This is a genomic window from Herbidospora galbida, from assembly GCF_005233835.1.
Taxonomy (GTDB): domain Bacteria; phylum Actinomycetota; class Actinomycetes; order Streptosporangiales; family Streptosporangiaceae; genus Herbidospora; species Herbidospora galbida.
On the sequence record NZ_SZQA01000009.1, the window covers coordinates 80,458 to 102,124 of the forward strand.

At 71.2% G+C, this 21,667-nt stretch carries 29 protein-coding genes; 19 read left to right on the forward strand and 10 right to left on the reverse strand.

The genetic code is table 11. From position 1 onward, the window contains the following. The first annotated feature begins 149 nt into the window (after positions 1 to 149). Positions 150 to 1,088, forward strand: coding sequence for an alpha/beta hydrolase family protein (locus FDA94_RS11950; protein ID WP_425460142.1), 939 nt, complete (start codon positions 150 to 152; stop codon positions 1,086 to 1,088). 118 nt (positions 1,089 to 1,206) lie between these two features. Next, positions 1,207 to 1,629: a hypothetical protein gene (locus FDA94_RS11955; protein ID WP_137247134.1), complete on the forward strand. Its 423-nt coding sequence runs from the start codon at positions 1,207 to 1,209 to the stop codon at positions 1,627 to 1,629. Positions 1,630 to 1,634: 5 nt separating this feature from the next. Here FDA94_RS11955 and FDA94_RS11960 read toward each other — a convergent pair whose 3' ends face one another. Further along, complete coding sequence (locus FDA94_RS11960; RefSeq protein WP_170990895.1) at positions 1,635 to 2,159, reverse strand: STAS domain-containing protein; 525 nt, start codon at positions 2,157 to 2,159, stop codon at positions 1,635 to 1,637. A gap of 131 nt (positions 2,160 to 2,290) precedes the next feature. On the opposite strand from FDA94_RS11960, the gene FDA94_RS11965 reads away from it, so the two are divergent. The 5 genes from FDA94_RS11965 (at position 2,291) to FDA94_RS11985 (ending at position 6,476) form a co-directional block, all read left to right on the forward strand. Next, a complete protein-coding gene (locus FDA94_RS11965) occupies positions 2,291 to 3,535 on the forward strand; it encodes a sensor histidine kinase (RefSeq protein WP_137247136.1) in 1,245 nt (414 codons plus the stop codon). Next, positions 3,526 to 4,170 (forward strand): response regulator, encoded by a 645-nt coding sequence (locus FDA94_RS11970; RefSeq protein ID WP_137247137.1) that lies wholly within the window; start codon positions 3,526 to 3,528, stop codon positions 4,168 to 4,170. Before FDA94_RS11965 ends, FDA94_RS11970 begins: the two co-directional genes overlap by 10 nt. Next, on the forward strand, positions 4,167 to 4,577 hold the full coding sequence (locus FDA94_RS11975) for a hypothetical protein (RefSeq protein ID WP_137247138.1): 411 nt from the start codon (positions 4,167 to 4,169) through the stop codon (positions 4,575 to 4,577). The genes FDA94_RS11970 and FDA94_RS11975 overlap by 4 nt, the downstream gene beginning before the upstream one ends. A 50-nt stretch (positions 4,578 to 4,627) precedes the next feature. Next, positions 4,628 to 5,122 (forward strand): FBP domain-containing protein, encoded by a 495-nt coding sequence (locus FDA94_RS11980; protein WP_137247139.1) that lies wholly within the window; start codon positions 4,628 to 4,630, stop codon positions 5,120 to 5,122. A 196-nt stretch (positions 5,123 to 5,318) separates the two neighbouring features. Beyond that, on the forward strand, positions 5,319 to 6,476 hold the full coding sequence (locus tag FDA94_RS11985; RefSeq protein WP_212735290.1) for an alginate lyase family protein: 1,158 nt from the start codon (positions 5,319 to 5,321) through the stop codon (positions 6,474 to 6,476). On the opposite strand, the gene FDA94_RS11990 is transcribed toward FDA94_RS11985, so the two are convergent. Further along, positions 6,473 to 6,874: a DUF2000 domain-containing protein gene (locus tag FDA94_RS11990; protein WP_246059784.1), complete on the reverse strand. Its 402-nt coding sequence runs from the start codon at positions 6,872 to 6,874 to the stop codon at positions 6,473 to 6,475. The two genes, FDA94_RS11985 and FDA94_RS11990, sit on opposite strands and share 4 nt — an antisense overlap. A gap of 104 nt (positions 6,875 to 6,978) precedes the next feature. On the opposite strand from FDA94_RS11990, the gene FDA94_RS11995 reads away from it, so the two are divergent. The 3 genes from FDA94_RS11995 to FDA94_RS12005 are packed head-to-tail and all read left to right on the forward strand — an operon-like array spanning position 6,979 to position 8,755. Further along, the gene (locus FDA94_RS11995; protein ID WP_212735291.1) at positions 6,979 to 7,449 is read left to right on the forward strand and encodes an Lrp/AsnC family transcriptional regulator; all 471 of its coding nucleotides are present in this window, start codon (positions 6,979 to 6,981) and stop codon (positions 7,447 to 7,449) included. A gap of 23 nt (positions 7,450 to 7,472) precedes the next feature. Continuing rightward, positions 7,473 to 8,174 carry a MerR family transcriptional regulator gene (locus tag FDA94_RS12000; protein WP_137247142.1) on the forward strand — a complete coding sequence of 234 codons (702 nt, stop codon included), beginning with the start codon at positions 7,473 to 7,475 and terminating at the stop codon, positions 8,172 to 8,174. Beyond that, on the forward strand, positions 8,171 to 8,755 hold the full coding sequence (locus FDA94_RS12005) for a hypothetical protein (protein ID WP_137247143.1): 585 nt from the start codon (positions 8,171 to 8,173) through the stop codon (positions 8,753 to 8,755). The genes FDA94_RS12000 and FDA94_RS12005 overlap by 4 nt, the downstream gene beginning before the upstream one ends. Here the strand turns inward: FDA94_RS12005 and FDA94_RS12010 are convergent. After that, positions 8,652 to 9,380, reverse strand: coding sequence for a hypothetical protein (locus tag FDA94_RS12010; RefSeq protein ID WP_137247144.1), 729 nt, complete (start codon positions 9,378 to 9,380; stop codon positions 8,652 to 8,654). The genes FDA94_RS12005 and FDA94_RS12010 overlap by 104 nt on opposite strands. Positions 9,381 to 9,544: 164 nt before the next feature. Here FDA94_RS12010 and FDA94_RS12015 point away from each other — a divergent pair, with 164 nt between their 5' ends. Both FDA94_RS12015 and FDA94_RS12020 read left to right on the forward strand, forming a co-directional pair. Then, positions 9,545 to 10,972, forward strand: coding sequence for an alpha/beta hydrolase (locus FDA94_RS12015; protein ID WP_137247145.1), 1,428 nt, complete (start codon positions 9,545 to 9,547; stop codon positions 10,970 to 10,972). Further along, positions 10,969 to 11,433: a hypothetical protein gene (locus FDA94_RS12020; protein WP_137247146.1), complete on the forward strand. Its 465-nt coding sequence runs from the start codon at positions 10,969 to 10,971 to the stop codon at positions 11,431 to 11,433. The genes FDA94_RS12015 and FDA94_RS12020 overlap by 4 nt, the downstream gene beginning before the upstream one ends. On the opposite strand, the gene FDA94_RS12025 is transcribed toward FDA94_RS12020, so the two are convergent. Further along, positions 11,401 to 12,624: a cytochrome P450 family protein gene (locus FDA94_RS12025; protein WP_212735292.1), complete on the reverse strand. Its 1,224-nt coding sequence runs from the start codon at positions 12,622 to 12,624 to the stop codon at positions 11,401 to 11,403. The genes FDA94_RS12020 and FDA94_RS12025 overlap by 33 nt on opposite strands. A gap of 69 nt (positions 12,625 to 12,693) precedes the next feature. Beyond that, positions 12,694 to 13,134, reverse strand: a complete 441-nt coding sequence (gene soxR / locus FDA94_RS12030) for a redox-sensitive transcriptional activator SoxR (protein WP_137247251.1) — start codon at positions 13,132 to 13,134, stop codon at positions 12,694 to 12,696. A 53-nt stretch (positions 13,135 to 13,187) separates the two neighbouring features. On the opposite strand from soxR, the gene FDA94_RS12035 reads away from it, so the two are divergent. Together FDA94_RS12035 and FDA94_RS12040 are read left to right on the forward strand one after the other, a co-directional pair. Continuing rightward, positions 13,188 to 14,078: an NADP-dependent oxidoreductase gene (locus tag FDA94_RS12035; protein WP_342778465.1), complete on the forward strand. Its 891-nt coding sequence runs from the start codon at positions 13,188 to 13,190 to the stop codon at positions 14,076 to 14,078. 9 nt (positions 14,079 to 14,087) lie between these two features. Beyond that, positions 14,088 to 14,396, forward strand: a complete 309-nt coding sequence (locus tag FDA94_RS12040; protein ID WP_137247147.1) for a PRC-barrel domain containing protein — start codon at positions 14,088 to 14,090, stop codon at positions 14,394 to 14,396. Positions 14,397 to 14,445: 49 nt separating this feature from the next. Here FDA94_RS12040 and FDA94_RS12045 read toward each other — a convergent pair whose 3' ends face one another. After that, positions 14,446 to 15,042 (reverse strand): nucleotidyltransferase family protein, encoded by a 597-nt coding sequence (locus FDA94_RS12045; RefSeq protein ID WP_137247148.1) that lies wholly within the window; start codon positions 15,040 to 15,042, stop codon positions 14,446 to 14,448. A 58-nt stretch (positions 15,043 to 15,100) separates the two neighbouring features. On the opposite strand from FDA94_RS12045, the gene FDA94_RS12050 reads away from it, so the two are divergent. Then, positions 15,101 to 15,595, forward strand: a complete 495-nt coding sequence (locus tag FDA94_RS12050) for a DUF1360 domain-containing protein (protein WP_137247149.1) — start codon at positions 15,101 to 15,103, stop codon at positions 15,593 to 15,595. After that, positions 15,592 to 16,098, forward strand: coding sequence for a DUF6328 family protein (locus FDA94_RS12055; protein WP_137247150.1), 507 nt, complete (start codon positions 15,592 to 15,594; stop codon positions 16,096 to 16,098). The genes FDA94_RS12050 and FDA94_RS12055 overlap by 4 nt, the downstream gene beginning before the upstream one ends. Here the strand turns inward: FDA94_RS12055 and FDA94_RS12060 are convergent. Then, positions 16,065 to 17,012 carry a TIGR03557 family F420-dependent LLM class oxidoreductase gene (locus FDA94_RS12060; protein ID WP_137247151.1) on the reverse strand — a complete coding sequence of 316 codons (948 nt, stop codon included), beginning with the start codon at positions 17,010 to 17,012 and terminating at the stop codon, positions 16,065 to 16,067. The two genes, FDA94_RS12055 and FDA94_RS12060, sit on opposite strands and share 34 nt — an antisense overlap. A 62-nt stretch (positions 17,013 to 17,074) precedes the next feature. Here FDA94_RS12060 and FDA94_RS39085 point away from each other — a divergent pair, with 62 nt between their 5' ends. Further along, positions 17,075 to 17,224, forward strand: coding sequence for a GPGG-motif small membrane protein (locus tag FDA94_RS39085; protein ID WP_169807523.1), 150 nt, complete (start codon positions 17,075 to 17,077; stop codon positions 17,222 to 17,224). 54 nt (positions 17,225 to 17,278) lie between these two features. Here the strand turns inward: FDA94_RS39085 and FDA94_RS12065 are convergent, their stop codons facing one another. Continuing rightward, positions 17,279 to 17,998 (reverse strand): metallophosphoesterase family protein, encoded by a 720-nt coding sequence (locus FDA94_RS12065; protein ID WP_170990896.1) that lies wholly within the window; start codon positions 17,996 to 17,998, stop codon positions 17,279 to 17,281. Continuing rightward, the gene (locus tag FDA94_RS40435; protein ID WP_137247152.1) at positions 17,995 to 18,240 is read right to left on the reverse strand and encodes a BON domain-containing protein; all 246 of its coding nucleotides are present in this window, start codon (positions 18,238 to 18,240) and stop codon (positions 17,995 to 17,997) included. The genes FDA94_RS12065 and FDA94_RS40435 overlap by 4 nt, the downstream gene beginning before the upstream one ends. A 275-nt stretch (positions 18,241 to 18,515) precedes the next feature. Between FDA94_RS40435 and FDA94_RS12075 the strand changes: the two genes are divergently transcribed. Together FDA94_RS12075 and FDA94_RS12080 are read left to right on the forward strand one after the other, a co-directional pair. Further along, positions 18,516 to 19,712, forward strand: coding sequence for a glycosyltransferase (locus FDA94_RS12075; protein ID WP_137247153.1), 1,197 nt, complete (start codon positions 18,516 to 18,518; stop codon positions 19,710 to 19,712). Beyond that, positions 19,709 to 20,632 carry a glycosyltransferase family 9 protein gene (locus FDA94_RS12080; RefSeq protein WP_137247154.1) on the forward strand — a complete coding sequence of 308 codons (924 nt, stop codon included), beginning with the start codon at positions 19,709 to 19,711 and terminating at the stop codon, positions 20,630 to 20,632. The genes FDA94_RS12075 and FDA94_RS12080 overlap by 4 nt, the downstream gene beginning before the upstream one ends. Here FDA94_RS12080 and FDA94_RS12085 read toward each other — a convergent pair. Then, the gene (locus FDA94_RS12085; RefSeq protein ID WP_137247155.1) at positions 20,622 to 21,629 is read right to left on the reverse strand and encodes a glycosyltransferase family 9 protein; all 1,008 of its coding nucleotides are present in this window, start codon (positions 21,627 to 21,629) and stop codon (positions 20,622 to 20,624) included. The genes FDA94_RS12080 and FDA94_RS12085 overlap by 11 nt on opposite strands. Between the last annotated feature and the right edge of the window lie 38 nt (positions 21,630 to 21,667).

The following is a 21,667-nucleotide window of genomic DNA, read 5'->3' on the forward strand; positions in this document are numbered from 1 at the left end:
GGCGTCGCCCGACCGGTGATTTCGCCGATGCGCCACCCCCGGTTCGATCCCGACGATGACGCAGTCAGCAATTCCGACAGGGCCGTCGTGCGGAGCCGGAAACGTGCCCGCAACACCAGCGGCTCTTCCGAGAACCGGGAGACACCCCCTTGCGACGCTTCTTCGCGGCAGATTCCCCACGCGAGCCACGATCGGCCTTCGGCCGCCCGCGTCTCACTCGCTTCTCGTCCCGACTGTCCCGCATCGCCACCGCCGCCCTCGCGTTCACCCTGGCGACCGGGACCGCCGTCACCCTCGCCCCCTCGGCGCAGGCCGCCGGCTTCGAGCGCGGCCCGAACCCCACCAGCGCGATCCTCGAGGCCTCGCGCGGCCCGTTCTCCGTCGCGACCACGAGCGTCTCGTCGCTCGTCTCCGGCTTCGGCGGCGGCACGATCTACTACCCGACCGACACCAGCCAGGGCACCTTCGGCGCGATCGCCATCTCCCCCGGCTACACCGCCCGGTGGTCGAGCCTCGAATGGTTAGGCCCGCGCATCGCCTCGCACGGCTTCGTCGTCATCGGCATCGAGACCAACTCGACCCTCGACCAGCCCGCCAGCCGCGGCAACCAGCTCCTGGCCGCCCTCGACTACCTGGTCAACAGCAGCTCCACCACGGTACGCAGCCGCATCGACCGCAACCGCCTCGCGGTCGCCGGCCACTCGATGGGCGGCGGCGGCACCCTCCACGCGGCCGAAGACCGGCCGTCGCTCAAGGCCGCCGTGCCGATCGCGCCGTGGAACACCGACAAGACGTGGGGTTCGGTCCGCGTTCCGACCCTGATCGTGGCCGGCGAGAGCGACAGCGTCGCCTCCCCGACGACGCACGCCAGCCCGTTCTACAACAGCATCACCCAGACCGAGAAGGCGTACCTGGAGCTCAACAGCGCCAGCCACTTCTTCCCGCAGACGACCAACACCCCGTTCGCCAAGCAGTTCGTCGCCTGGCTCAAGCGCTGGGTCGACGAGGACACCCGCTACAGCCAGTTCATCTGTCCCGGCCCGAGCGGCCTGGCGATCGAGGAGTACCGCAGTACCTGCCCTGTCTGACCCCGGCGTCTGACCCGGACCGGAGAAGCCCCGTGACGGCGGTCACGGGGCTTTTCCTTTCGCGCCGGAACACGGCGTTCGGGCTGCGGCGGACGGTCCTGCCCTGTATGTCTGTGAAGTGATCCGATTCCGCCTCCTCGGCCTCGCGGCCACCGCGCTCGTCCTGACCGCCTGCGGCGCCGCCGCCGCGCCGGGTCCCGTCCACACCGGCCTGACGGCCGCCGACGTCGTCAGGGAGCTGTCCGAGCACGGCATGGACGCCCACCTCGGCGTGACCTACCAGGAGGAGGGCGTCACCGGCGCCTCGTTCCAGGCCGACGCGATCGCCGTCACGGGCAAGGGCGGCGGCCCGGCCGACCTCGCGACCGGCGGCCTGATCCAGGTCTTCGCGGACGAGACCTCGGCGGCCGGCCAGCCCAGAGAGACCTCGGAGCACACCTATCAGGTGGGCAACGTCCTGCTGCGCATGGCCGAGGCCGTGCCGGAACAGGACGCGCGACGCTACCGGACCGCCCTTGAGGAGATCCTGCGGCAGGGCTGAGCCCGTTACCCGGCGAAGGCCTCGTCGACCGAGTCGTAGACCTTCAGCCGGGTCCGCAGGCCCAGGAGGTCGAAGAGCCGGGCCACCCGGGGTGTCAGGGCGCAGTAGGCCGCCGGGCCCCGGCGGTGGGCGTCGAGGAGGACCTGCAGGCCCCGGCTGTCGATGAAGGTCAGGCCCGCGAGGTCGAAGACCACCCGTTCGCCGGAACGCTCCCGGACGTAGTCGTGGAAGGCCGGTTCGGCCAGGGCGTCGATCTCGCCCCGGACCACGATGATCACGTCGCCACCACGACGGTGGGCGGTCACCTGGAAGGCGCGGCCCGCCAAACCGGGCTCGCCGTCGTCTTCCGCCGTCAATTCGCGCTCTCTCTCCAGAACGGCCCGCGCGGCTTCGCGGAGGTCGACCCCGCCATGCCACTCCGCCAGATGCGCCAGATGATAGGCGGCGGCGTAGCGGCGTTCAGCCGGGTGAGCGGCGCGCAGCCGCTGGTCCTGACGGACACGCTCGGCGGCACGACGATGATCCTCCACAATCCCCACTCTTTCACTCATCCCCGACGCCCGCCACATCGGCGTAAGACCCGGGGGTGGTGCCAGCACCACCTTTTTCCCGGATACCTCGTGGATGGTGACCGCCCCACCCGGTCTCTACGGTTGTCCCCATGGCCCTCACCCAGACGCTCACCCCGTGGGACCGGCTGCGCTCTCACTGGGCCGCCCCGACCTGGCTGCGCACCGCGCACGTGGTGACCGGGGCGCCGGTCGCGCTGCTGGCGCTGGCCGTGATCGGCGGCCTGGCCGCCGTCTCGATCATCTTCATCTGGACGATCGTGGTCCCCCTGGTCGCGCTGCCGCTCATGTTCTGGCTGCTGCGGCATCTGACCGGGCTGCAGCGGGGGCGCTTCGCGGCGTTCCTGTCCATCGAGATCCCGGCGATCCGGCGCAGGCAGAGCACCCGGAACCCCATCAGGTTCCTCTATGCCGAGATCCGCGACCCGCGCACCTGGCGGCAGCTCGCCTACCACCTGCTCGCCCCCTTCATCACCGGGATCGGGCTGTTCGCCATGATCGTGGCCTGGTCGGGGGCGTTGGCGGCCCTCACGGTGGCGATCAACTACTGGACCGACCGGGGCACCTCGGAGATCGAGGGCTGGTTCATGCTGACGCTCGCGGCGGCGCTGGCGGTGGCCGGGCCGTGGGCGGCCAGACTGATCTGCTCGGTCGACGAGGTGGCCGCCGTGTCGCTGCTCGGCCCGAGCACCGCCGACCTGCTGACCGAACGGGTCGAGAGCCTGCGCGAGAGCCGCGCCGAGGTGATCGACGCGGCCGACGCCGAGCGGCGCCGGATGGAGCGCGACCTCCACGACGGCGCCCAGCGCCGGCTCGTGTGGCTGGCGATGAACCTCGGTATGGCCCGCACCACCCTCACCGACCTGCCCGAACCGGCCCGGCAGGTGATCGCGCAGGCCCACGACGAGGCGAAGCTGGCGCTGAAGGAGCTGCGCGACCTGGTGCGCGGGCTCCACCCGGCGGTGCTCGACGAGCAGGGCCTCGACGCCGCGCTGTCGGGGGTGGCCGCGCGGTCGCCGGTGCCGGTGCGGCTGACCGTCGAGGTCGACCGGCGGCCCTCCCCGACGATCGAGGCGGTGGCGTTCTTCGTGGTGTCCGAGGCGCTCACCAACGTCGCCAAGCACGCCGAGGCCCACGAGGCGTTCGTCACCGTGCGCAGAGAGGGCGACCGGCTGATCGTCGAGGTGCTCGACGACGGGCGGGGCGGCGCCGACCCGGCCGAGGGCTCGGGGCTGCGCGGCCTGATCCAGCGGGCCGGTTCCGTCGACGGGCTGATCACGATCCTCAGCCCCGAGGGCGGGCCGACCACGATCCGGGCCGATCTGCCGTGCGGGTAGTCCTCGCCGAAGACTCCGTGCTGCTCCGCGAGGGCCTCGTCTGGGTGCTCCGGTCGGCCGGCATGGAGGTCGTGGCCGCCGTCGAAGACGCCGAGGGGCTGCTGCGCGCGGCTGAGGAGCACCGGCCCGACCTGGTCGTGACCGACGTGCGCATGCCGCCGTCCCACACCGACGAGGGCCTGCGCGCCGCCCTGGTGCTCCGGCGGCAGTGGCCCGACATGTCGATCGTGGTGCTCTCGCAGTACGTCGAGGAGCGCTACGCCGCCACCCTGCTGTCCACGACCACCACCGGGGTCGGCTACCTGCTGAAAGACCGGGTGGCCGACGTGCCCGAGTTCCTCGACGCGCTGCGCCGGGTCGCGACGGGCGGCACCGCCCTCGACCCCGAGGTCGTCGCCCAGCTCCTGGTCCGCCGCCACAGCGACCCGCTCGACCGTCTGACCCGCCGAGAGAAGGAGGTGCTGGCCTTGATCGCCGAGGGCCGCTCCAACACCGGCATCGCCGAGGCTCTGTCTGTCTCGGAGAGCGCCGTGGGCAAGCACATCAACAACATCTTCGCCAAGCTCGACCTGGCCGGCGACGACAAGGACCACCGGCGCGTGCTGGCCGTGCTCCGGTTCCTGAGGGTCTCGTGAACGCGGCGGCGCGGCTGCGCTGGCGGGTCTCCGGCGCGATCTTCACCGCCGCGATCCTGGTGCTCGGCGCGGCGGGCTTCTCCACGGCCGTGCTCGACGAACCGGGGGTCCCGATGGCGCTGGTCGACACCCGCACGACCGAGACCGTCCGCGACGAGTACCTGCTCTACACGCCGCAGTTCGTGCTGGTCGACCACAGCGGACCCGGCGTCCCGATCGACATCGAGCACGGCACGGGCGACCGGGTGGTCATCGAACGCGAGACCACGTGGGCCCGCGAGCGGCCCGACCAGTCGCAGTCGTGGGACGGCCAGACCCTGACCATCGACTCCGGCGGCTGCATGGACTGCACGGTCCGCTACCGGATCACCCTGCCCGAGCACACCGAAGTCATCCGGCGCGGCTAAGACAGCTAAAACCAGGTGAAACACCCGGCGGGGCCGGGTAGCGTCACCGGGTGATTCCGCTGGTAGAACGAGAGATCCGTGCCTCGTTCGTGAACTGTTCCAAGGGTGAGGCCTCGCGCCTCAACCTCCCGCGCGACCTGCGTGAGCTCGACTGGGAGTCGCTCGACTTCCTGGGCTGGCGCGACCCTCAGTCGCCCGAGCGGGGCTATCTGGTCGCCGAGCACGGCGGGCGGCTGACGGGGATCGTCATGCGGTTCCCGCAGGGCGTCAAGCGCAGCGTCGTCAAGACGACCGTCTGCTCGGTCTGCGTGACCTCCCACGGGGGCACCGGCGTGGCGCTGTTCGTGGCGCCCCGCGTCGGCGCGGCCGGGCGGCAGGGCAACACGGTGGGCGCCTATCTGTGCTCCGACCTGGCCTGCTCGCTCTACGTCCGGGGCCGTAAGGCCACCGACCGGCTGTCGGGTTCAGAGACGCTGTCGCCGGAGGACAAGATCGCCCGGCTGGTCGTGAACCTCGACGACTTCGTCGCGAAGGTGCTCGCCTAGGGTGGCCACGATGACCAGGCGGACGGCCCGCTTCCAACCCCGGCCCCGGGCAGGCACGACGCCTCCCGGGGCCTTCTTCGTGCCCGGATTTCTTAGGAAACTTTCCTAACCATATTGACCCGGACTGTCAGGTCTGTGTTGGATGAGCGCTCAAGAGCGCTCGTCCCACCCGTCTCTTTCTGTACGGAGTCTGCCGATGGCACGCTCGTTATGCGCACTTCTGGTGCTCTTGTCCACCCTCGTGGCCACGCCCGCCCAGGCCGCGCCGGCCGTGTTCGCCCATCCGGGCGTCATGGTCAGCCGGGCCCAGCTCGACTTCGTCAAAGGCCGGGTCGCGGCGAACGCCCAGCCGTGGAAGGCCGCGTTCGACCAGATGGCGGCCTCGCCGTTCGCCTCGCTGACGCGCAATCCGACGCCGCGCGCGGTGGTGGAGTGCGGCTCCTACTCCAACCCGAACATCGGGTGCACCGACGAGCGGCAGGACGCGCTGGCGGCGTACACGCTGGCACTGCGCTGGTACATCACCGGTGACGCGCGCTACGCGACCAAGGCCATCTCGATCATGGACGCCTGGTCGGCCGTGCTGCGCGACCACACCAACAGCAACGCCCCGCTCCAGTCGGCCTGGGCCGCCTCCACGTGGCCGAGGGCCGCGGAGATCATCCGTTACACCTACACCGGCGGCTGGCCGAACATGCAGCGGTTCGCCACCATGCTGCGTAACGTCTACCTGCCCGAGGTCGTCAACGGCTCGTCCAGCAACGGCAACTGGGAGCTGTCGATGATGGAGGCGGCCATCGGCATCGCCGTCTTCCTGGAGGACAAGGCCGTCTACGACCGCGCCGTCGCCCGCTTCCGAGCCCGCGCCGCGGCCTTCCTGTACGTCGCCGCCGACGGCCCCCAGCCGAAGTATCCGCCGGTGGGCGGCGTCGACACCTACGGCGAGCTGGTGAACTTCTGGCACGGCCAGACCACCTTCGTCGACGGCCTGAGCCAGGAGACCTGCCGCGACTTCACCCACACCGGCTACGGCATCAGCGCCATCTCGCACGTCGCCGAGACCAGCCGCATCCAGGGCCAGGACCTCTATCCCGAGCTCGCCGACCGGCTCCGGCACGCGCTCGGCCTCCACTCCAAGTACCAGCTCGGCACCGCCGCCCCGGCGTGGCTGTGCGGCGGCTCACTGCACCTGGGCCTCGGCCCGGTGACCGAGGTGGGCTTCAACGCGCTGAACACCCGCATGGGCATCGGGATGACTAACACCCAGACCCTGACCGAGCGCCAGCGCCCGGCCGGCACGAACTACCTGTTCGTGGCGTGGGAGACGCTCACCCACGCGAAGAACCCGAACTAGCGCATCAGGGCCAGGCGCCGGGTCAGCTTCGTGACCGGCGCCTTCGGCCCGAACACCACCAGGCCGACGTAGTCGATCTCCGCCGCCGGAGTCTCCGCCAGGGTCCGCAGGTACTCGCCGTACTCGCGGGCCCGCCGGGCGACCTCGGTGAAGCCGACGACCCTGACCTCCTCGGGCGCGGCGTCGTGGAGTTCGCGCAGCGCCTCGCCGGAGGCGGTCAGCACCGGCACGGGGTGGGTGTTGAGCCCGGGGTGGACGTTGCCGTCGGCGTCCTTGCCGTCGGAGCCGAGCCATTCGGTCAGCGCGTCGCCGAGGCTGAGGGCCAGCACGGCGGCGGCGTTCACGGCCAGGCCCGGGGGCAGGTCGTCGCGCAGCACCATGACGAGTTTGGTCTCCACCGGCGGACTCCGTTCAATCGAGTGGTCAACGCCGACGACTCTAGACATTCACCTGGAGCTCAAGGCCGCCAACCGAACGTATGATCGGCGCTAGGGTCCAATTCATGGATTTGGACGACATAGATTCGGCGATCATCGCCCAATTGCAGCTCGACGCACGGCAGTCGAACCGGGAGCTGGCCCGCAGAGTCGGCATCGCCGCCTCGACCTGCCTGGAGCGGGTCCGCGGCCTGCACGAGCGCGGGGTCATCACCGGCTACCACGCCCGGCTCGACCTGTCGAAGATCGGCCGCAGCGTGCAGGCGATCGTGGCGGCGCAGGTCAGGCCGTCGAGCCGGACCGTCATCAACAGCTTCCACGACTGGGCCGCGCCCCGGCCCGAGGTGCTGGAGGTGCTGGTCGTGGCGGGCGGCGACGACTTCCTGATCCGGGTGGCCGTCCAGGACAACGAGCGGCTGCACGGCTTCCTCATCGACCACCTGGCCAAGCGCAAGGAGGTGGTCAGCTTCCGCACCCTCGTCGTCTTCCAGCACTCGGCGACGACCGCGATCACGCCGCTGTTGACCATGACGTAGCGGCAACGTTTCTAATCAGAGGCATGCGGATCGGGGAACTCGCCGAGATGGCCGGGGTGTCCACCCGGACCATCCGGCACTACCACCACATGGGCCTGCTGGCCGAGCCCACCCGGCGGGCCAACGGCTATCGCGACTACCGGCTGCGCGACGCCGTCGTGCTGGCGCGCATCCGGCGGCTGGCCGAGCTCGGCCTGTCGCTCGACGAGATCCGCGACGTGCTGGCCGACGACGAGGGCCGGGAGCTGCGCGAGGTGCTGCTGGAGCTCGACGCCGACCTGGCCCGCGAGCAGCAGGTCCTGGCGGCGAAACGAGCGCGCCTGTCCATGTTGCTGGCGATCGAGGGTGATCTGAGCGCCGACGCGGTGGTCTCTCCGGAGATGGCCGACGTGCTGCGGGCGCTGCCCGGCGAGGGCTTCGCCAAGTTCGACCGGGAGATGATGTCGCTGCTGCCGCCCGACGTGCTGGCCGAACTGGGCCCCATGGTCGAGGGCGCGGCCGACCTCTACGCCCGCCTCGACGCCCTCCACGACGCCGCCCCCGACGACCCCCGGGTGGCCGCGCTGGCCGCCGACCTCGTCGGCCTCCTGCCCGCGTCGATGCTCGGCGGGCTCGGCGAGGAGGCCGGCGAACGCTGGCTCGGCGAGCTCGGCGTCGAGGTCTCCCCCGCCCAGGCGGCGGTCTTCCACCAGGTCATGACGATGTCGAGGGAGCGGAAGCGATGATCGTGCGGCTGTTGCGGTTCGAGGTCGACGGGCTGGTGTCGATCGGCCGGTGGCTGCTGCGAAGGCCCGACGTGCCGGCCGGAGCGGTGGCGGTGCCGTACGCGAAGGCCCAGAACATGCTTCTCACGGTCTTCCTGATCATCCAGCTCGTCGAGACGGTCGGCGTGGAGCTGCTGCTGCGGGGGCTCGGCGTGCCCGAGGTGGTGCGCACCCCGCTGCTGGCCCTGGGCGTCTACGGCACGGTCATGGTGGCCGGGATGATCGCGTCGGGCGTGGTCCGGCCCCATGTGGTGAGCGACGCCGGGCTCCGCGTCCGGCTCGGCCACTACCTCGACGTGCGCGTGCCGGCCGACCTGATCGAGAGCACCGGCGCGGTCCGCGGCTACGAGTCGTCGCTGAAGGTCGACGGCGAGCGGCTCGTCGTGCCGGTCGGGTCGCAGACCAACACGCGCGTCACCCTGCGCGAGCCGATCACCGTCACGCGGCCACTCGGAAAGCGGGCCGTGGTGCGAGTGATCGACTTCTACGCGGAGTCACCACCGGTTCCAGCGGCGAGAGCGTGGTCAGCTCCCGGGCGGTGAGCGCCATCCAGAGGGCGTCGGCCACGACAGAGGCGTCGAGCAGCACCTCGTAGGCCGCCCAGTGAGGGTCGCCCTCGACGAGGAGCTCCGGCGGCATCGGCACGAGCAGCCCCGTCAGGTGCGTTCCCATGGCGACCAGGCCGGCCACCAGTGTGGCGGCGCTCCAGCGCCCGTCCGAGAACTGGAGCATCAGCATCAGCCCCCACCAGACGATCAGGACGACCCCCATCGGCGGGCTCATGGGCAGGCCGATCAGGCCGAGGGCCACCAGCACGTTCCGCACCTGCACCGGCCACTCCGCGAACACCCCCGGCAGCAGGATCGCGATGACGACGAGCAGACCGAGGTAGACGAGCCCGACCAGGAGCTCCGGAAGTTCCATCAGCACCGTCCACAGGAGGGTGTCGCACAGCGCCAGCGCGATGAGGGCCTGCCGCAGGCCCCGGTGCACGGTCAGCGGCGGCATCCGCAGCAGCGCCCAGAGCAGCCACGCCTGGAGCCCGCCGATCACCATCAGACCGGGGACCAGCACCCAGCCGCCGGCGTCGTCGTCCCACCAGCCGTTCAGCGTCGCCACGGCGTGCAGCGCCCGGACCTCGCCGGTGATCGCGAAGTAGGTCAGCACCACACCATAAATGCCGACAATTGCCGCAACTAACGATTTCGACATGTCATTCATCCGTTTTCTGGTCGCAAAGCGACGATCTTAGCGCGGATTATTCGGATGAATGTGGGTGAAGCGGCAACCGCCTGACCTGGAGCAAAGCGGACTGCGATCCTGTCTCGGTCATGGTGGACCAGACTGCCTCCCTCGAACGGGTCACCGCCATCGCCGCCGAGCACCACACGGCACTCGATCAGGCGACCCGCCTGGTGCACGCCATCGCCTGGACCGGCGGTGGCGCCTCGGCGTTCGCCGAACTGCTCGGCGAGCAGCGCACCGCACTCCACACGGCCCTCTCCGAATCGATTTCCCTTTTTTCCGGTACGCCCGAACTCGCGGCCGGAATACCCGAACTCCCCCGGCCGAAGGGCGCATTCGCGGGTTTCTCCCGGAACGTGCTGCCGACCCTCGCCGGTGAATTGTGCGCCGCCTCCCGAGGCCTGGAGGAGATCGCCGTATTCCTGTCGCAGGAGTTCGCCGCGGCCGGAATGTCCGACCGCCCGGCGCGGGTCATCGCCGACCTCGCGTTCTGGGCGGGCGAACAGGCCAGAGACCTCCGCGCCCGGCTGCTCGAACTGCCCCCGGGCAAGACCCTGCCCGCCTCCCTGGCCGCCTACGGCGTGTTCGGCGCCCACGCCGGCGACGCCGCCGGGGCCGATCCCCTGCTCACGCGGGTCTCCGCCGGCGACCCCGCGGCCGTCGACGCCCTGCTGGGCCTCCAGCACCGCTGCGCCGACCCCGGCCTCGCGGACCGGCTGAACGCCTGGTGGACGTTGCAGCATCCGGTGGTCCGGGCCACCTCGCTCGGCCTGCCCGCGTTCGGCGGCCTCCACGGCCTCCCGGCGGTCGTGCGCGACTCCGCCAACCGGGAGTTCCTCCGGATCGAGCACGGCCTGCTCACCCACGACCTCCACCGGCTCGGCGCGTCGGTGATGTGGCAGTCCGACCGCGACCTGCCCCGCAGCTGGGACCGGGTGAACGTCCAGCTCAAACGCCTGGAGAAGATCAGGTCGGTGACGGCGCCGGTGCCCGGCTACCCCGATCCGATGCTGCTCGGCTTCGACGTCACGGGCCAGGGACGGCTGACCGTCTCGTGGGGCGACCCCGACACCGCGCAGACCACGGTGATCTTCGTCCACGGCCTGAACACCGGCCTCGCCGACGCGACGACCAGCATCACCCGCGCCCAGCTCCTGTGGCGGCAGGCCTCGACCATGGCCGGCACCCCGGTCGCCTGCGTCACCTGGGACGGCTACGACACCCCGCTGGTCGACTTCGGCGCCTTCACCCCCGACCGCAACGCCGCGCTCGGCGGCCAGGCGCTGACCGCGTTCTGCCTGGGCCTGCGGGCCGCGCACACCCCGTCGGCCACGGCCAGGAGCGTGCTGATCGGGCACGGCGACGGCGCGCTGACCGTCCACCGGGCCCTGGCCGGGCGGGCCGGGCTGGCCGACGACGTGATCATCATCGAACAGGGCGACGGTGACTGGCGGCCGGAGTCGGCCGCCCTCCGCGACGTGGCCACCATCGTCAACGGATCGGGGCCCCGATGAAGACCGCGCTCGCGTTCTGGTTCCTTCTCACGCTCACGGGATGTGGCATGTCGGACGACGACGAACTGACCCAGGTCCGGGCGACCGACCGGGTCGAGAAGCTGGTCCGCGACACGGCCGGGGCGCTGACCCCCCGGCCCCAGCTCGAACTCATCCCGGTGTCGGTGCCCCCGACGGCCTGCCTCGACAAGAGCGAGTCGCTGCAGAAGATCGTGGTCAGCCGCGCCTACTGGCTGCGCGGCGTCGACCGCAACCAGCACATGGTGGTCTCCCGCCAGGTCGCCGACTACTGGAAGGAGCAGGGTTTCCAGGTCATCGCCAAGAACGCCCAGCCCGACAATCCCGACCTCAGCGGGATCACCGAGCCCGACAAGTTCATCCTCGCGCTGACCTGGGGTTCCGGCGACCACATCTATCTGGCCGCGACCTCACCCTGCGTCTGGCCCGAGTCGTACCGGTAGCCGGTCGAGGGCGCGCAGCAGCGGCAGCGGCCGCCACCTGAGCTCCTCGGCGGGCGCGGCCAGGCTCATCTCCGGGAACCGCTCGAACAGCCGCGCCAGCGCGATCCGCGCCTCCAGCCGGGCCAGCGGCGCCCCCAGGCAGTAGTGGATGCCGTGGCCGAAGGCCAGGTGGGGGCCGTCGTCGCGGGTGAGGTCGAGCCGGTCGGGCTCGGGGAACTCCGCCGGGTCGCGGTCGGCCGCCGAGAGGGCCACCGCGACCAGCTCGCCCTTCGGGATGGTCACCCCGGCGATGGTGACGTCCTCCCCGGTCACCCGCTGCGGCGCGAAGTTGAGCGGGCCGTCGTACCGGAGGAACTCCTCGACCGCGTCGTCGATCACGCCGGGGTTCCTGAGCAGCTCGCTGCGCTGGTCGGGGTGGGTGAGCAGGGCCAGGACGGCGTTGCCGATCAGGTTGACCGTGGTCTCGTGCCCGGCCAGGAACAGCAGGAAGCAGGTCGAGATGAGCTCGACGTCGTCGAGCTTGTCCTCCTGGTCGCGGGCCTGCACCAGCCCGGTCAGGATGTCCTCGCCCGGCGTGGCGCGCTTGTCCTCGATGAGCGCCGAGAACCGCTCGACCAGGCCCGCGATGCGGCGGTCGCGCTCGGTCTGGTCGTCTCCGGCGCGGAAGGGCCGCTCCAGCAGCTCCCGCAGGTGCGCCCGCAGGTCGTCGCGGTCGCGTTCGGGCACCCCGAGGAGCTCGCAGATGACCGTCATCGGCAGCGGGTAGGCGTAGGCGTCGATCAGGTCGACCTCGCCGTCCATCCGGCCGAGGAGCCCGGCGGCGATCTCCTCGACGCGGGGCCGGAGCCGCTCGACGGCCCGGGGCGTGAACGCCTTGCTGACCAGCCGCCGCAGCCGGGTGTGGTCGGGCGGGTCGCTGTTGAGCATGTGCGAGGCCAGCTCGGCGGGCTGGACGCGGGCGTCGGGCGTGGTGACGGCGCGCTGGAGCGCCTCGCGGAGGGTGGCGGCGTCCTTGCGGAGCCGCGGGTCGGCCAGGGCCTCCCGGGCGTCGTCGTAGCCGGTGACGAGCCACATGCGGATCCCGTTGGGCATCACGACCTGGACGACCGGCCCTTCGGCGCGGAGCGCCTGGTAGGCGCCGTGAGGATCCCGCAGGTAGTCGTCTCCGAGCTCGGGCAGGCCATGCGACACGGGAGGCTCCTTTCCCCACCCGTAGTCATGGCCCGCGGGCCTGGTCGTGACGCCGACCGGGCCGAGCTTTTACGGGAACCGGTGCAGACCAGGACCTTTCCGGCCCAGGACGTCGCCGGGGTTCGAGTAGGGGCACGCCACCAGCGACAGGCAGCCGCAGCCGATGCAGTTGGAGAAGTTGTCGCGCAGCGCGGTCAGCTCCTCGATGCGCCGGGTCAGGTCGTCGTGCCACTCGCGGCTGATCCTGGCCCAGTCGCGCTTGCCCGGCACGCCCTCGTCCGGGAGGCGGTCGAGCGCCTCCTTGATGCGCTCCAGCGAGACGCCGACCCGCTGGGCCACCCGGATGAAGGCGATCACCCGCAGCACGTCGCGGCGGTATTCGCGGCGGTTGCCGGCCGTGCGGCGGCTCTCGATGAGGCCGAGGCTCTCGTAGTAGTGGAGGGCCGAGACGGCCACCCCGGCGCGTTCGGCGACCTGGCCGGGCCGGAGCCAGACCGCGTCGGGATCGATCACCCTCGTCTCCCCATTGACGTCAAGTGCGCTTGATGAAGTGGACTCTACCCATGGGAATCATGCGGGCGGCCGGAGTGGCCGAGTTCGGGCCGGCGGACCGGCTCCGGATCATGGAGGTGCCCCGGCCGGAGCCGGGGCCGGGTGAGCTGCTGGTCCGGGTGCGCGCGGCCGGGGTGCAGCCGGTCGACCTGGCGGTGCGGTCGGGCCGGATGCCCGCCGGGGCGCCGCCGGTGGAGTTCCCCGTCGTCCCCGGCAACGAGTTCGCCGGGGTCGTCGAGGAGACCGGCGAGGAGGTCGTGGGGTTCCGGATGATGCGCTGCCACGCGGAGTACGTGGTGGTCCCGGAGACGCAGGTCGTACCGAAACCCGAAGGGGTCGACTGGGCGGCGGCGGGGGCGCTCTCCGCCTCGGGGCAGACCGCCCACACCGCGCTGGAACACCTGGGCGTGCGAAAGGGCGAGACCCTGCTCGTGCACGGCGCGGCGGGCGGGGTCGGCACGATGATCACCCAGCTGGCCGTGCTGCGGGGCGTCCGGGTGGTCGGCACCGCGAGCGCCGAGAACCAGGACCACCTGCGGAGCCTCGGGGCGGTCCCGGTCGTGTACGGCGACGGCGAGCTCGACCGGCTCAGGGAGGCCGGGCCCTTCGACGCCGCGCTCGACGCGGCCGGGCACGGGAACCTGCACACCACCGTGCAGCTTGTCGGCGACCGGTCGCGGATCGGCTCGATCGCCGACTGGGGGCTCGTGCGGGAGCTCGGCTGCCGGTGGATCGGCAGCGACCGGAACCGGGCCCGGCTCGCCGAGCTGCTCGACCTGGTCGCCGCCGGCGACCTGCGGGTGACCGTCAGGGCGGCGTACCCGCTGGAGGAGGCCGCGAAGGCGCACGCCGACGTGGAATCCGGGCACGGACGGGGGAAGGTCGTGCTGATTGTCGGGTAGGGGAAGCCGATGGACGAAAACGGACTCACCGTGAACCTCATCGGCTATCACGTCGAGGCCGTCGACGGCCGCATCGGAACCGTCGACGCCGTCAGCGACGAGATCGGCGAGGGCTACCTCGTCATCGACACCGGCCCGTGGATCTTCGGGCACAAGGTCATGCTGCCCGCCAGCGTGATCACGCAGGTCGACGCCTCGCATCGGAAGATCTACGTCGACCGGACCCAGAAAGAGATCAGCAACGCCCCCGACTTCATCATGGCCGACGACCCACCCCAGCGGCCCTACGCCGAGCGCTTCCCCTACGGGATCCCGTAACAGGCGAAAGGCCCCGCCCCTCTGCGGGGGCGGGGCCTTTCTCAGGGGTCTAGGGCCAGCGGTCGACCGGCACGGGGGTCGGCTTCTCGATCACTCCGAGGCGTTCCAGCAGCACCAGGAACGTCGAGGCGTAGGGCGACGACTCGGCCACCCCGGCCACGCGGTCCCAGTCGACCTGCTCCCGCATCGCCCGGACGGTCGGCAGCAGGCCCGAGTAGTCGCAACTGTGCTCCGACAGCGGCAGGATCCACGAGATCACCAGGTCGGTCGCCTCCAGCACCGGCAGGCTCAGCGCCGCGGTGTTGATCATCGTGGCGCGCCCGATCATCTCGGGGGTGACGGGCCGGTCGGCCAGCTGGAAGATCAGGTCGACCAGGACGCCCTCTTCGTCGAAGGCCTTGACCAGCCAGTCCTCCGGTGGGCGTTCGGTCCGGAAGCCCATGTTCTCCAGCGTCTTCAGCGCCAGGGGGACGTCCTCTTCGACCAGCGCGAAGTCGACGTCGTGCAGAGACGGAGCCGCTCCCCTGGCGTATCCGGCGCAGCCGCCGGCCAGGGCGAAGCGGACGCCCACCTCTTTGAGGCCGGACCCCGCGCGCTTCAGCGTGTCCAGGATGGCGTCGGTTACCTCGTGACTGTGACTACCCACGCCGCACCGTTTGCCCCGGAACGTTCGACCCAAACAATCCGGGGTAATACGTCGCGCCATGACCGAGACCCTCAAAGAGATCAACGACGCGTATTCCGAGGAACGCCCTTTGGCTTCCTACGCCAGGGTCCTCGGTGTGTACGGCACCGCCGTCGCCGCCCTCCTGACCGCTGGAAAGCTGACCGGACGCGAGGCCCCCGACCGGGTGACCCCCATGGACCTCGCCCTGATGTCGATGGCCACCCACCGCCTGTCCCGGACGATCGCGAAGGACACCGTCACCAGCCCGCTCAGGGCGCCCTTCACGCGGTACGTCGGCGTCTCCGGGCCCTCCGAACTGAAGGAGGAGGTCCGGGGCGAGGGCCATCGCCACGCGGTGGGCGAGCTCCTGAGCTGCCCGTTCTGCCTGGCCCAGTGGATCGCGACCGGCTACGCGGCCGGGATGGTCTTCGCCCCCCGGGTGACCCGCCTGGTGGGCGCGACGATGACGGCGGTGGCGGTGTCCGACTGGTTACAGCTCGCGTACTCGAAAATGATCAAGGTGGCGAAATGACCGAACAAGAGCACAGGATCCTGCTGACCAACCCCGAGGAGAACCCCAAGGAACGGGTCGACCGTGAGCTGAGCGAGCTCCTCCAAGGCCTGCGCGTCCAGTCGACCGGGGTGCAGGTGCTGTTCGCGTTCCTGCTGACGCTCCCCTTCTCCGCCGGGTTCAGCCGCGTCGACGAGTTCGGCAAGTGGCTCTTCTACGCCGCCCTGGTGTCGGCGGCGGTGGCGTCGATCTGCCTGCTGGCCCCCGCGGTGCAGAACCGGATCCTGTTCCGTTCGGGACTGAAGGAGATCATGCTCCATCGGGCCAACGAGCTGGCGGTGGTCGGGGGGATCGCCCTGGCGGTGTCGATGACCTGCTCGACCGGGCTGGTCGTCGAGGTCTACCTGGGCGCCACCCCGGCCATTCTCATCGCGGCCGGAGTGGTCTTACTGAGCACCTGGCTGTGGTTCGTGCAGCCGCTGCTGACGCTTCAGCGGAACCGCGGCAGGATCGCCGACTCGTAGAACTCGAAGAAGCCCTCCTGGTCGGGCCCGATCTGGGCGATGTAGATCTCGTCGTATCCGGCGTCGACGAACTGCTGGATCGCGGCGACGTGCACCTCGGGATCGGGGCCGACCGGGAGGGTCAGGTCCTCGGGCCGGACCAGCGTGGCCAGCTGCTCGAAGTGGCGCGGCAGCGGCAGCAGCTGGTTGGCCTCGCCGTCGATGCCCTCGGTGGGCCACAGACGGTGGGCCAGCCGGCGGGCGTCGTCCTCGTCGGTGCCCCAGCAGACCTTCAGCCCCGCCTGCGCCGGCTTCCCGGCTCCCCCGGCCTTCCGGTACGCCTCCAGCAGGTCCGCGTCCGGCAGCACCGACACGAAACCGTCGCCGATCCGGCCGGCCAGCTCGGCCGAACCGGGGCCGAAGGCCGAGACGTAGATCGGCGGCGGTTCGTCGGGCAGCGTGTAGAGCCGCGCGTTCTCGACGTCGTAGTACTCCCCGTGGTGGGTGACCAGGCCGCCCTCCCACAGTTCACGGATGATCCCCACGGCCTCCTCCAGCATCCGCTGCCGGTCGCCGGCCGGGGGCCACGGGTCGCCGAAGATGTGCTCGTTGAGGGCTTCGCCCGTACCGACCCCCAGATGGAAGCGGCCGTCGAGCAGAACCTGGGCGGTGGCCGCGGCCTGCGCCACGATCGCCGGGTGGACGCGGACCAGCGGACAGGTCACCGCCGTCGTCACCGGGAGCGAGACCACCTGGGAGAGCGCGCCGATCACCGACCAGACGAAGGAGCTCTCGCCCTGCTCGTCGATCCACGGATGGAAGTGGTCGGAGATCCACAGACCCTCGAAACCCGCGTGTTCGGCGAGCACGGCCTGCCTGACCAGCTCTTTCGGGCTGTGCTCCTCGGAGCTGAGGAAGTAACCAAAACGTGTCATGAAATCTCCCCTGCCCATGTTCCCTGACGTTAATGACCGCTTCGGGAGGGCAGTCGAGCTTCATGGCTACTTTGCTCTGGATCATCGCCGTTGTACTCGTCATCGCCGGGATCTACGTGATCCTCGCTCGTAGGGACATCCTCTGGGGGATCGTCCTCATCGTCCTCGGGTTCCTCGTCGGGCCCGGCGGCGTCAGTATCTTCAACGTATAGCGATCATGAAAACACGACAATGGCGGCCGGAAAGCCCGGCCGCCATTACGTGTTCTAGCACTCTTCCGAGCCGAGGCAGTAGGTGGCGTACGCCCGGCGCAGCACCGGCAGCGCCACGTTCCTGACCCGGATGCCGCCGGGGGTCATGCCCTTCTCGGTGCCCGCGTGGGCGTGACCGTGGACGATCAGGTCGGCGCCCTCCGCGTCGACCGCCTCGGCGAGCAGATAGCTGCCGAGGAACGGGTAGATCTCCGGTGGCTCCCCGGCCAGCGTCTCCTTCACCGGCGAATAGTGGCTGAGCACCACCCGGTATTCGGTGTCGAGGCCCTTCAGCGCGATCCGCCACCGGTCGGCGATCTCCCGCGTGTGCCGGACGAAGGCCTTGGTCTCGGGCTCCCCGAACTCGCTGGCCGACTTGCCGGCGAACCCGCCGCCGAAGCCCTTGCCGCCGACGACGCCGAGCCGTCCGTCGAAGAGCGTCTCGGCGGTGTCGTCGAGGACGATCCCCCCGGCCTCCCGCAGGACCGCGATGATCTCCTCCTCGACGTCGGAGTGGTAGTCGTGGTTGCCCAGCACGAAGACGACGGGCACCGGCAGGCCGCGGAACTCCTCCGCGACGATCTTGCCCTCGTCGAGGGTGCCGTGGCGGGTCAGGTCGCCGCCGACCAGCAGCACGTCGGCGCGTTCTTCGATGCCGTCGAGCCGGGCCCGGTAGGTGCCCCGCTGGGCCGGGTCGAGGTGGATGTCGGCGACGGCCGCGACACGGATGCTCACAGCTGCTCCTCCTCGCCGGGGTCGCGGACCTCGACACAGGTCACCTCGTTGTGGACCGTCAGGCCGGGAGCGGCCTCCCGGGCGACGTCGGTCAGCAGGTGACGCTGCTCCTCCCCGCTCACCTGGCCGCGTAGGAAGACCTGGTCTCCCCGCACGTCCACCCGGATGCCGAGTTCGTTGGTCCGGCCGTCCTCCGCGATGGCTTGCTGCACGCGGGCGGCCACATAGTGCGGTGTGTCCATAGAGAAAACGCCTGCCCGCGCCTTTTCCGGCGAAACAGGATGTTTGCTGGACGGCTTTATAGGTTAAAGTGGAGGCAATATTGTGCCTAGGAAGCAGGCACCTCCCGTGTTGACGCATGCCGTCCCGGAGGTCCCTTGCTCAGCGCACATTCCCCCCTTTTCGCCGCGTCTAACCGGCGTGCTCTCCTCCCGGCTCCCGTGACCCCGGACTCGGGCTACCCGTTCGCTCGCGATCCCGCCTGCGAGCGGGATCAGCCGTTTCCGGAGGTAACCCCATGAAGATCGCCTTGATCTCGGAGCACGCCAGCCCGCTCGCCTGCGTCGGCACCACCGACGCCGGAGGCCAGAACGTCCACGTCGACGCCCTGGCCAGGGCGATCGCGGCCCTCGGTCACGAGGTCGTCGTCTACACCCGCCGCGACGACGAGAAGACCCCCGAGAGGGTGCGGATCGCGCCCCGCGTCACCGTCGTCCACGTGCCGGCCGGACCGGCGCGGAAGATCCCGAAGGACGACATCCTCCCGTGGGTGCCGCACTTCGCGAAGTGGCTGCGGGAGCAGTGGCTGTTCGACCGGCCCGACGTGGTGCACAGCCACTTCTGGATGAGCGGCCTGGCCGCTCTCGGCGCCGCCCGCGACCTGGGGATCCCGGTCGTGCACACCTACCACGCGCTCGGCTCGGTCAAGCGGCGCCACCAGGGCGCCGAGGACACCAGCCCGGCCGACCGGATAGAGGCCGAGACCCGGATCGGCCGGGAGGCCGACGCCGTCGTCGCGACCTGCACCGACGAGGTCGACGAACTGCGCCGGATGGGCGTCAGCCGGCGGCAGGCGCGGGTCGTGCCCTGCGGGGTCGACCTGGCCCGATTCAACCCGCACGTCCCGACGCCGCGCACGGCCCGGCCCCGGCTGGTGTCGATCAGCCGCCTGGTGCCCCGCAAGGGCGTGGCGACGATCATCGAGGCCCTGCGCGGGATCAAGGGTGTCGAGCTGGTGGTGGCCGGTGGGCCGCCCGCCCACGCGCTGCACCACGACCCCGAGGTGACCCGGCTGCGCTGGCTGGCCCAGCGGAACGGGGTGGCCGACCGGGTGACCTTCACCGGCCAGGTGGCCCGCCAGGACGTGCCGGCGCTGATGCGCTCGGCCGCCGCCGTCGTCACGGTGCCCTGGTACGAGCCCTTCGGCATGGTCGCGCTGGAGGCGATGGCCTGCGGCGTGCCGGTGGTCGCCTCGTGCGTGGGCGGCCAGAAGGAGACCGTGGTCAACGGGATCACCGGTGTGCTGGTGCCGCCGCAGCGGCCCAACGCGCTGGCCAGGGCCGTGCAGCGGCTGCTGGCCGACCCGGTGCGGATGAGCGCGTACGGCATCGCCGGGGCCGACCGGGCCAGGGCGCGCTACGGATGGAACAGGATCGCGATGGAGACGGTCGCCGCCTATCGAGAGGTCGGCGTCCGGTTGGAGGCGACGGCATGACGACCGCACTCGTGCTGCGCGCGCAGGGCATCGGCCATCTGCTGACGGCCGTGCCCGCGCTGCGCGCCCTGCGCCGCAGTGGCATCAGGATCGCCCTGGCCTGCCCGCCGGAGCTGAGCGAACTGGCCGCCCTCACCGGGGTGGTCGACCGGCTCATCCCGGCGTACGGCCTGGAGCCGATCATGTGGCCCGGACTCACCGACCGCAACTCCGACCTGCCCTTCTTCCCCGAGATCGCGGTCAACCTGCACGGCCGGGGGCCGCGATCCACGGAACTGCTGGCCGACCTGCGGCCCCGGAGGCTGTGGGCGTACGCCGAGGAGGCCTATCCCCCCGGCCCGAAGTGGGACGACGACGAGCACGAGACGCGGCGGTGGTGCCGCCTGGTCGAGTGGTACGGGCTGAAGGCCGACCCCCGCGACCTGCTGCTGCCCCCGCCGATGACGCCGAGCCCGGCCCCCGGTGCGGTGGTGATCCACCCGGGCGGGACGGGCCTGTCGCGGCGCTGGCCGCCGGAACGGTTCGCCCAGGTGGCGCGGGCGATGGCCGGGGATGACCTGCCGGTCGTCGTGACCGGCTCGCGCAAGGAGCGCCCGCTGGCCCTGCTGGTGGCGACGCAGGCGGTGCTGCCGCCGCAGATCGTGCTGGCCGGCCGGACATCGCTGCGGGAGCTGTGCGCGCTCGTGGCCGGGGCCCGGCTGGTGATCAGCTCCGACACGGGGGTGTCCCAGCTCGCGACGGCCTACGGCACCCCGTCGGTGACGATCTTCGGCCCGGAGCGTCCGGAGCGGTGGGGCCCGCCGAAGGAGCGGCCCCGCCACCAGGCCCTCCGCCGTGACGCCGACCCGACGAGCGTGACGACCGCCGACATGCTGAGGGCCGCCTCGGCGGTGTTGAGCGAGGGCCTGGTCAGGCGCTGAGCAGCTCGTCGGCCTGTGCGGCCACCGCTTCGGCGCCGACGTCCGTCAGCCACGACACGGGGTGGTCGCAGCCGCCCGGTTCCCGGAGGCCCGCGCCTCCGCACGTCGGGCAGTGCGTCGTCCACGAGATGAGGGGGCGGTGGTGGCTGCGGGTGAGCGGCCCGGCGTTGATCAGGTCGCCGCACCAGTAGACCCCGACGGTCGGGGTGCCGGTCGCGGCGGCCAGCCTCCGGGGACCGCTGTCGTTGGCGATCACCACGTCGCAGGCGGTGTAGAGGGCCGCCAGGCCGCCCGCCGACAGCGCCCCGACGACCGGGATCGACCTCGGGATCAGCGCGGCGACCTTCTCCACCAGATCGCGTTCGTGCTCCCCGCCGGTCACCACCACCGGCCGTCCCAGCCGGGCGGCGGCGTCGGCGAAGCAGGATGCCGGCCAGCGGCGCCGGGCGTCGCGGCCCCCCGGATGCACCGCGATCAGGCCGCGCGGTAGCGCGCCCAGGACCGACCGCAACTCCGCGTAGTCGCCGCGGGTCACCTGCATGCGCGGCTCGACGTGCTCGGAGCTCGCGCCCACCAGGCCCGCCACCTCCAGGAACCGCAGGGTCTCGTGCTGGTAGGGGACGTAGGGGACCCAGCGGTCGAGCGGCTGGGCGTCGTCGCCGCGCAGGCCGGCGGTCACCCGCGCGCCCAGGCCGTTGACGAAGGCGTTGGCGTGGTGCCCGTCGCCGTGCATCTGGAGTGCCAGGTCGAAGCGGCCCACGAGTTCCGGCGGCGCGTCCGGGGACCCCTCGATGGCCGGCACGGGCACGACGTCGTCGACCGGGCCGGGACGGCCGCGCAGGAACGGCACCTGCCACTCCCGGCCGAGCAGGGTGATTCTGGCGGCGGGATAGGCATGGCGCAGCGCTTCCACGGCGGGGAGGATCAGCAGCAGGTCACCCAGGGCCGTGGCCCGCAGGACGGCGATCCGCTCGACGCTCTCGACGATGAGGTTCATCGCAGGACCTTCTTAGGCAGATTCGCAGACGCGAGCCA

Bases quoted from the DNA above. Each gene is read 5' to 3' on its own strand.
- FDA94_RS11995 (WP_212735291.1), top strand. From the start codon at position 6,979: ATGGATTTGGACGACATAGATTCGGCGATCATCGCCCAATTGCAGCTC.
- FDA94_RS12040 (WP_137247147.1), top strand. From the start codon at position 14,088: ATGGACGAAAACGGACTCACCGTGAACCTCATCGGCTATCACGTCGAG.
- FDA94_RS12075 (WP_137247153.1), top strand. From the start codon at position 18,516: ATGAAGATCGCCTTGATCTCGGAGCACGCCAGCCCGCTCGCCTGCGTC.
- FDA94_RS12085 (WP_137247155.1), bottom strand. From the start codon at position 21,629: ATGAACCTCATCGTCGAGAGCGTCGAGCGGATCGCCGTCCTGCGGGCC.
- FDA94_RS12000 (WP_137247142.1), top strand. From the start codon at position 7,473: ATGCGGATCGGGGAACTCGCCGAGATGGCCGGGGTGTCCACCCGGACC.
- FDA94_RS12080 (WP_137247154.1), top strand. From the start codon at position 19,709: ATGACGACCGCACTCGTGCTGCGCGCGCAGGGCATCGGCCATCTGCTG.
- FDA94_RS12060 (WP_137247151.1), bottom strand. From the start codon at position 17,012: ATGACACGTTTTGGTTACTTCCTCAGCTCCGAGGAGCACAGCCCGAAA.
- FDA94_RS12015 (WP_137247145.1), top strand. From the start codon at position 9,545: ATGGTGGACCAGACTGCCTCCCTCGAACGGGTCACCGCCATCGCCGCC.
- FDA94_RS40435 (WP_137247152.1), bottom strand. From the start codon at position 18,240: ATGGACACACCGCACTATGTGGCCGCCCGCGTGCAGCAAGCCATCGCG.
- FDA94_RS12055 (WP_137247150.1), top strand. From the start codon at position 15,592: ATGACCGAACAAGAGCACAGGATCCTGCTGACCAACCCCGAGGAGAAC.
- FDA94_RS39085 (WP_169807523.1), top strand. From the start codon at position 17,075: ATGGCTACTTTGCTCTGGATCATCGCCGTTGTACTCGTCATCGCCGGG.
- FDA94_RS11985 (WP_212735290.1), top strand. From the start codon at position 5,319: ATGGCACGCTCGTTATGCGCACTTCTGGTGCTCTTGTCCACCCTCGTG.
- FDA94_RS12020 (WP_137247146.1), top strand. From the start codon at position 10,969: ATGAAGACCGCGCTCGCGTTCTGGTTCCTTCTCACGCTCACGGGATGT.
- FDA94_RS12005 (WP_137247143.1), top strand. From the start codon at position 8,171: ATGATCGTGCGGCTGTTGCGGTTCGAGGTCGACGGGCTGGTGTCGATC.
- FDA94_RS12050 (WP_137247149.1), top strand. From the start codon at position 15,101: ATGACCGAGACCCTCAAAGAGATCAACGACGCGTATTCCGAGGAACGC.
- FDA94_RS11965 (WP_137247136.1), top strand. From the start codon at position 2,291: ATGGCCCTCACCCAGACGCTCACCCCGTGGGACCGGCTGCGCTCTCAC.
- FDA94_RS12035 (WP_342778465.1), top strand. From the start codon at position 13,188: ATGGGAATCATGCGGGCGGCCGGAGTGGCCGAGTTCGGGCCGGCGGAC.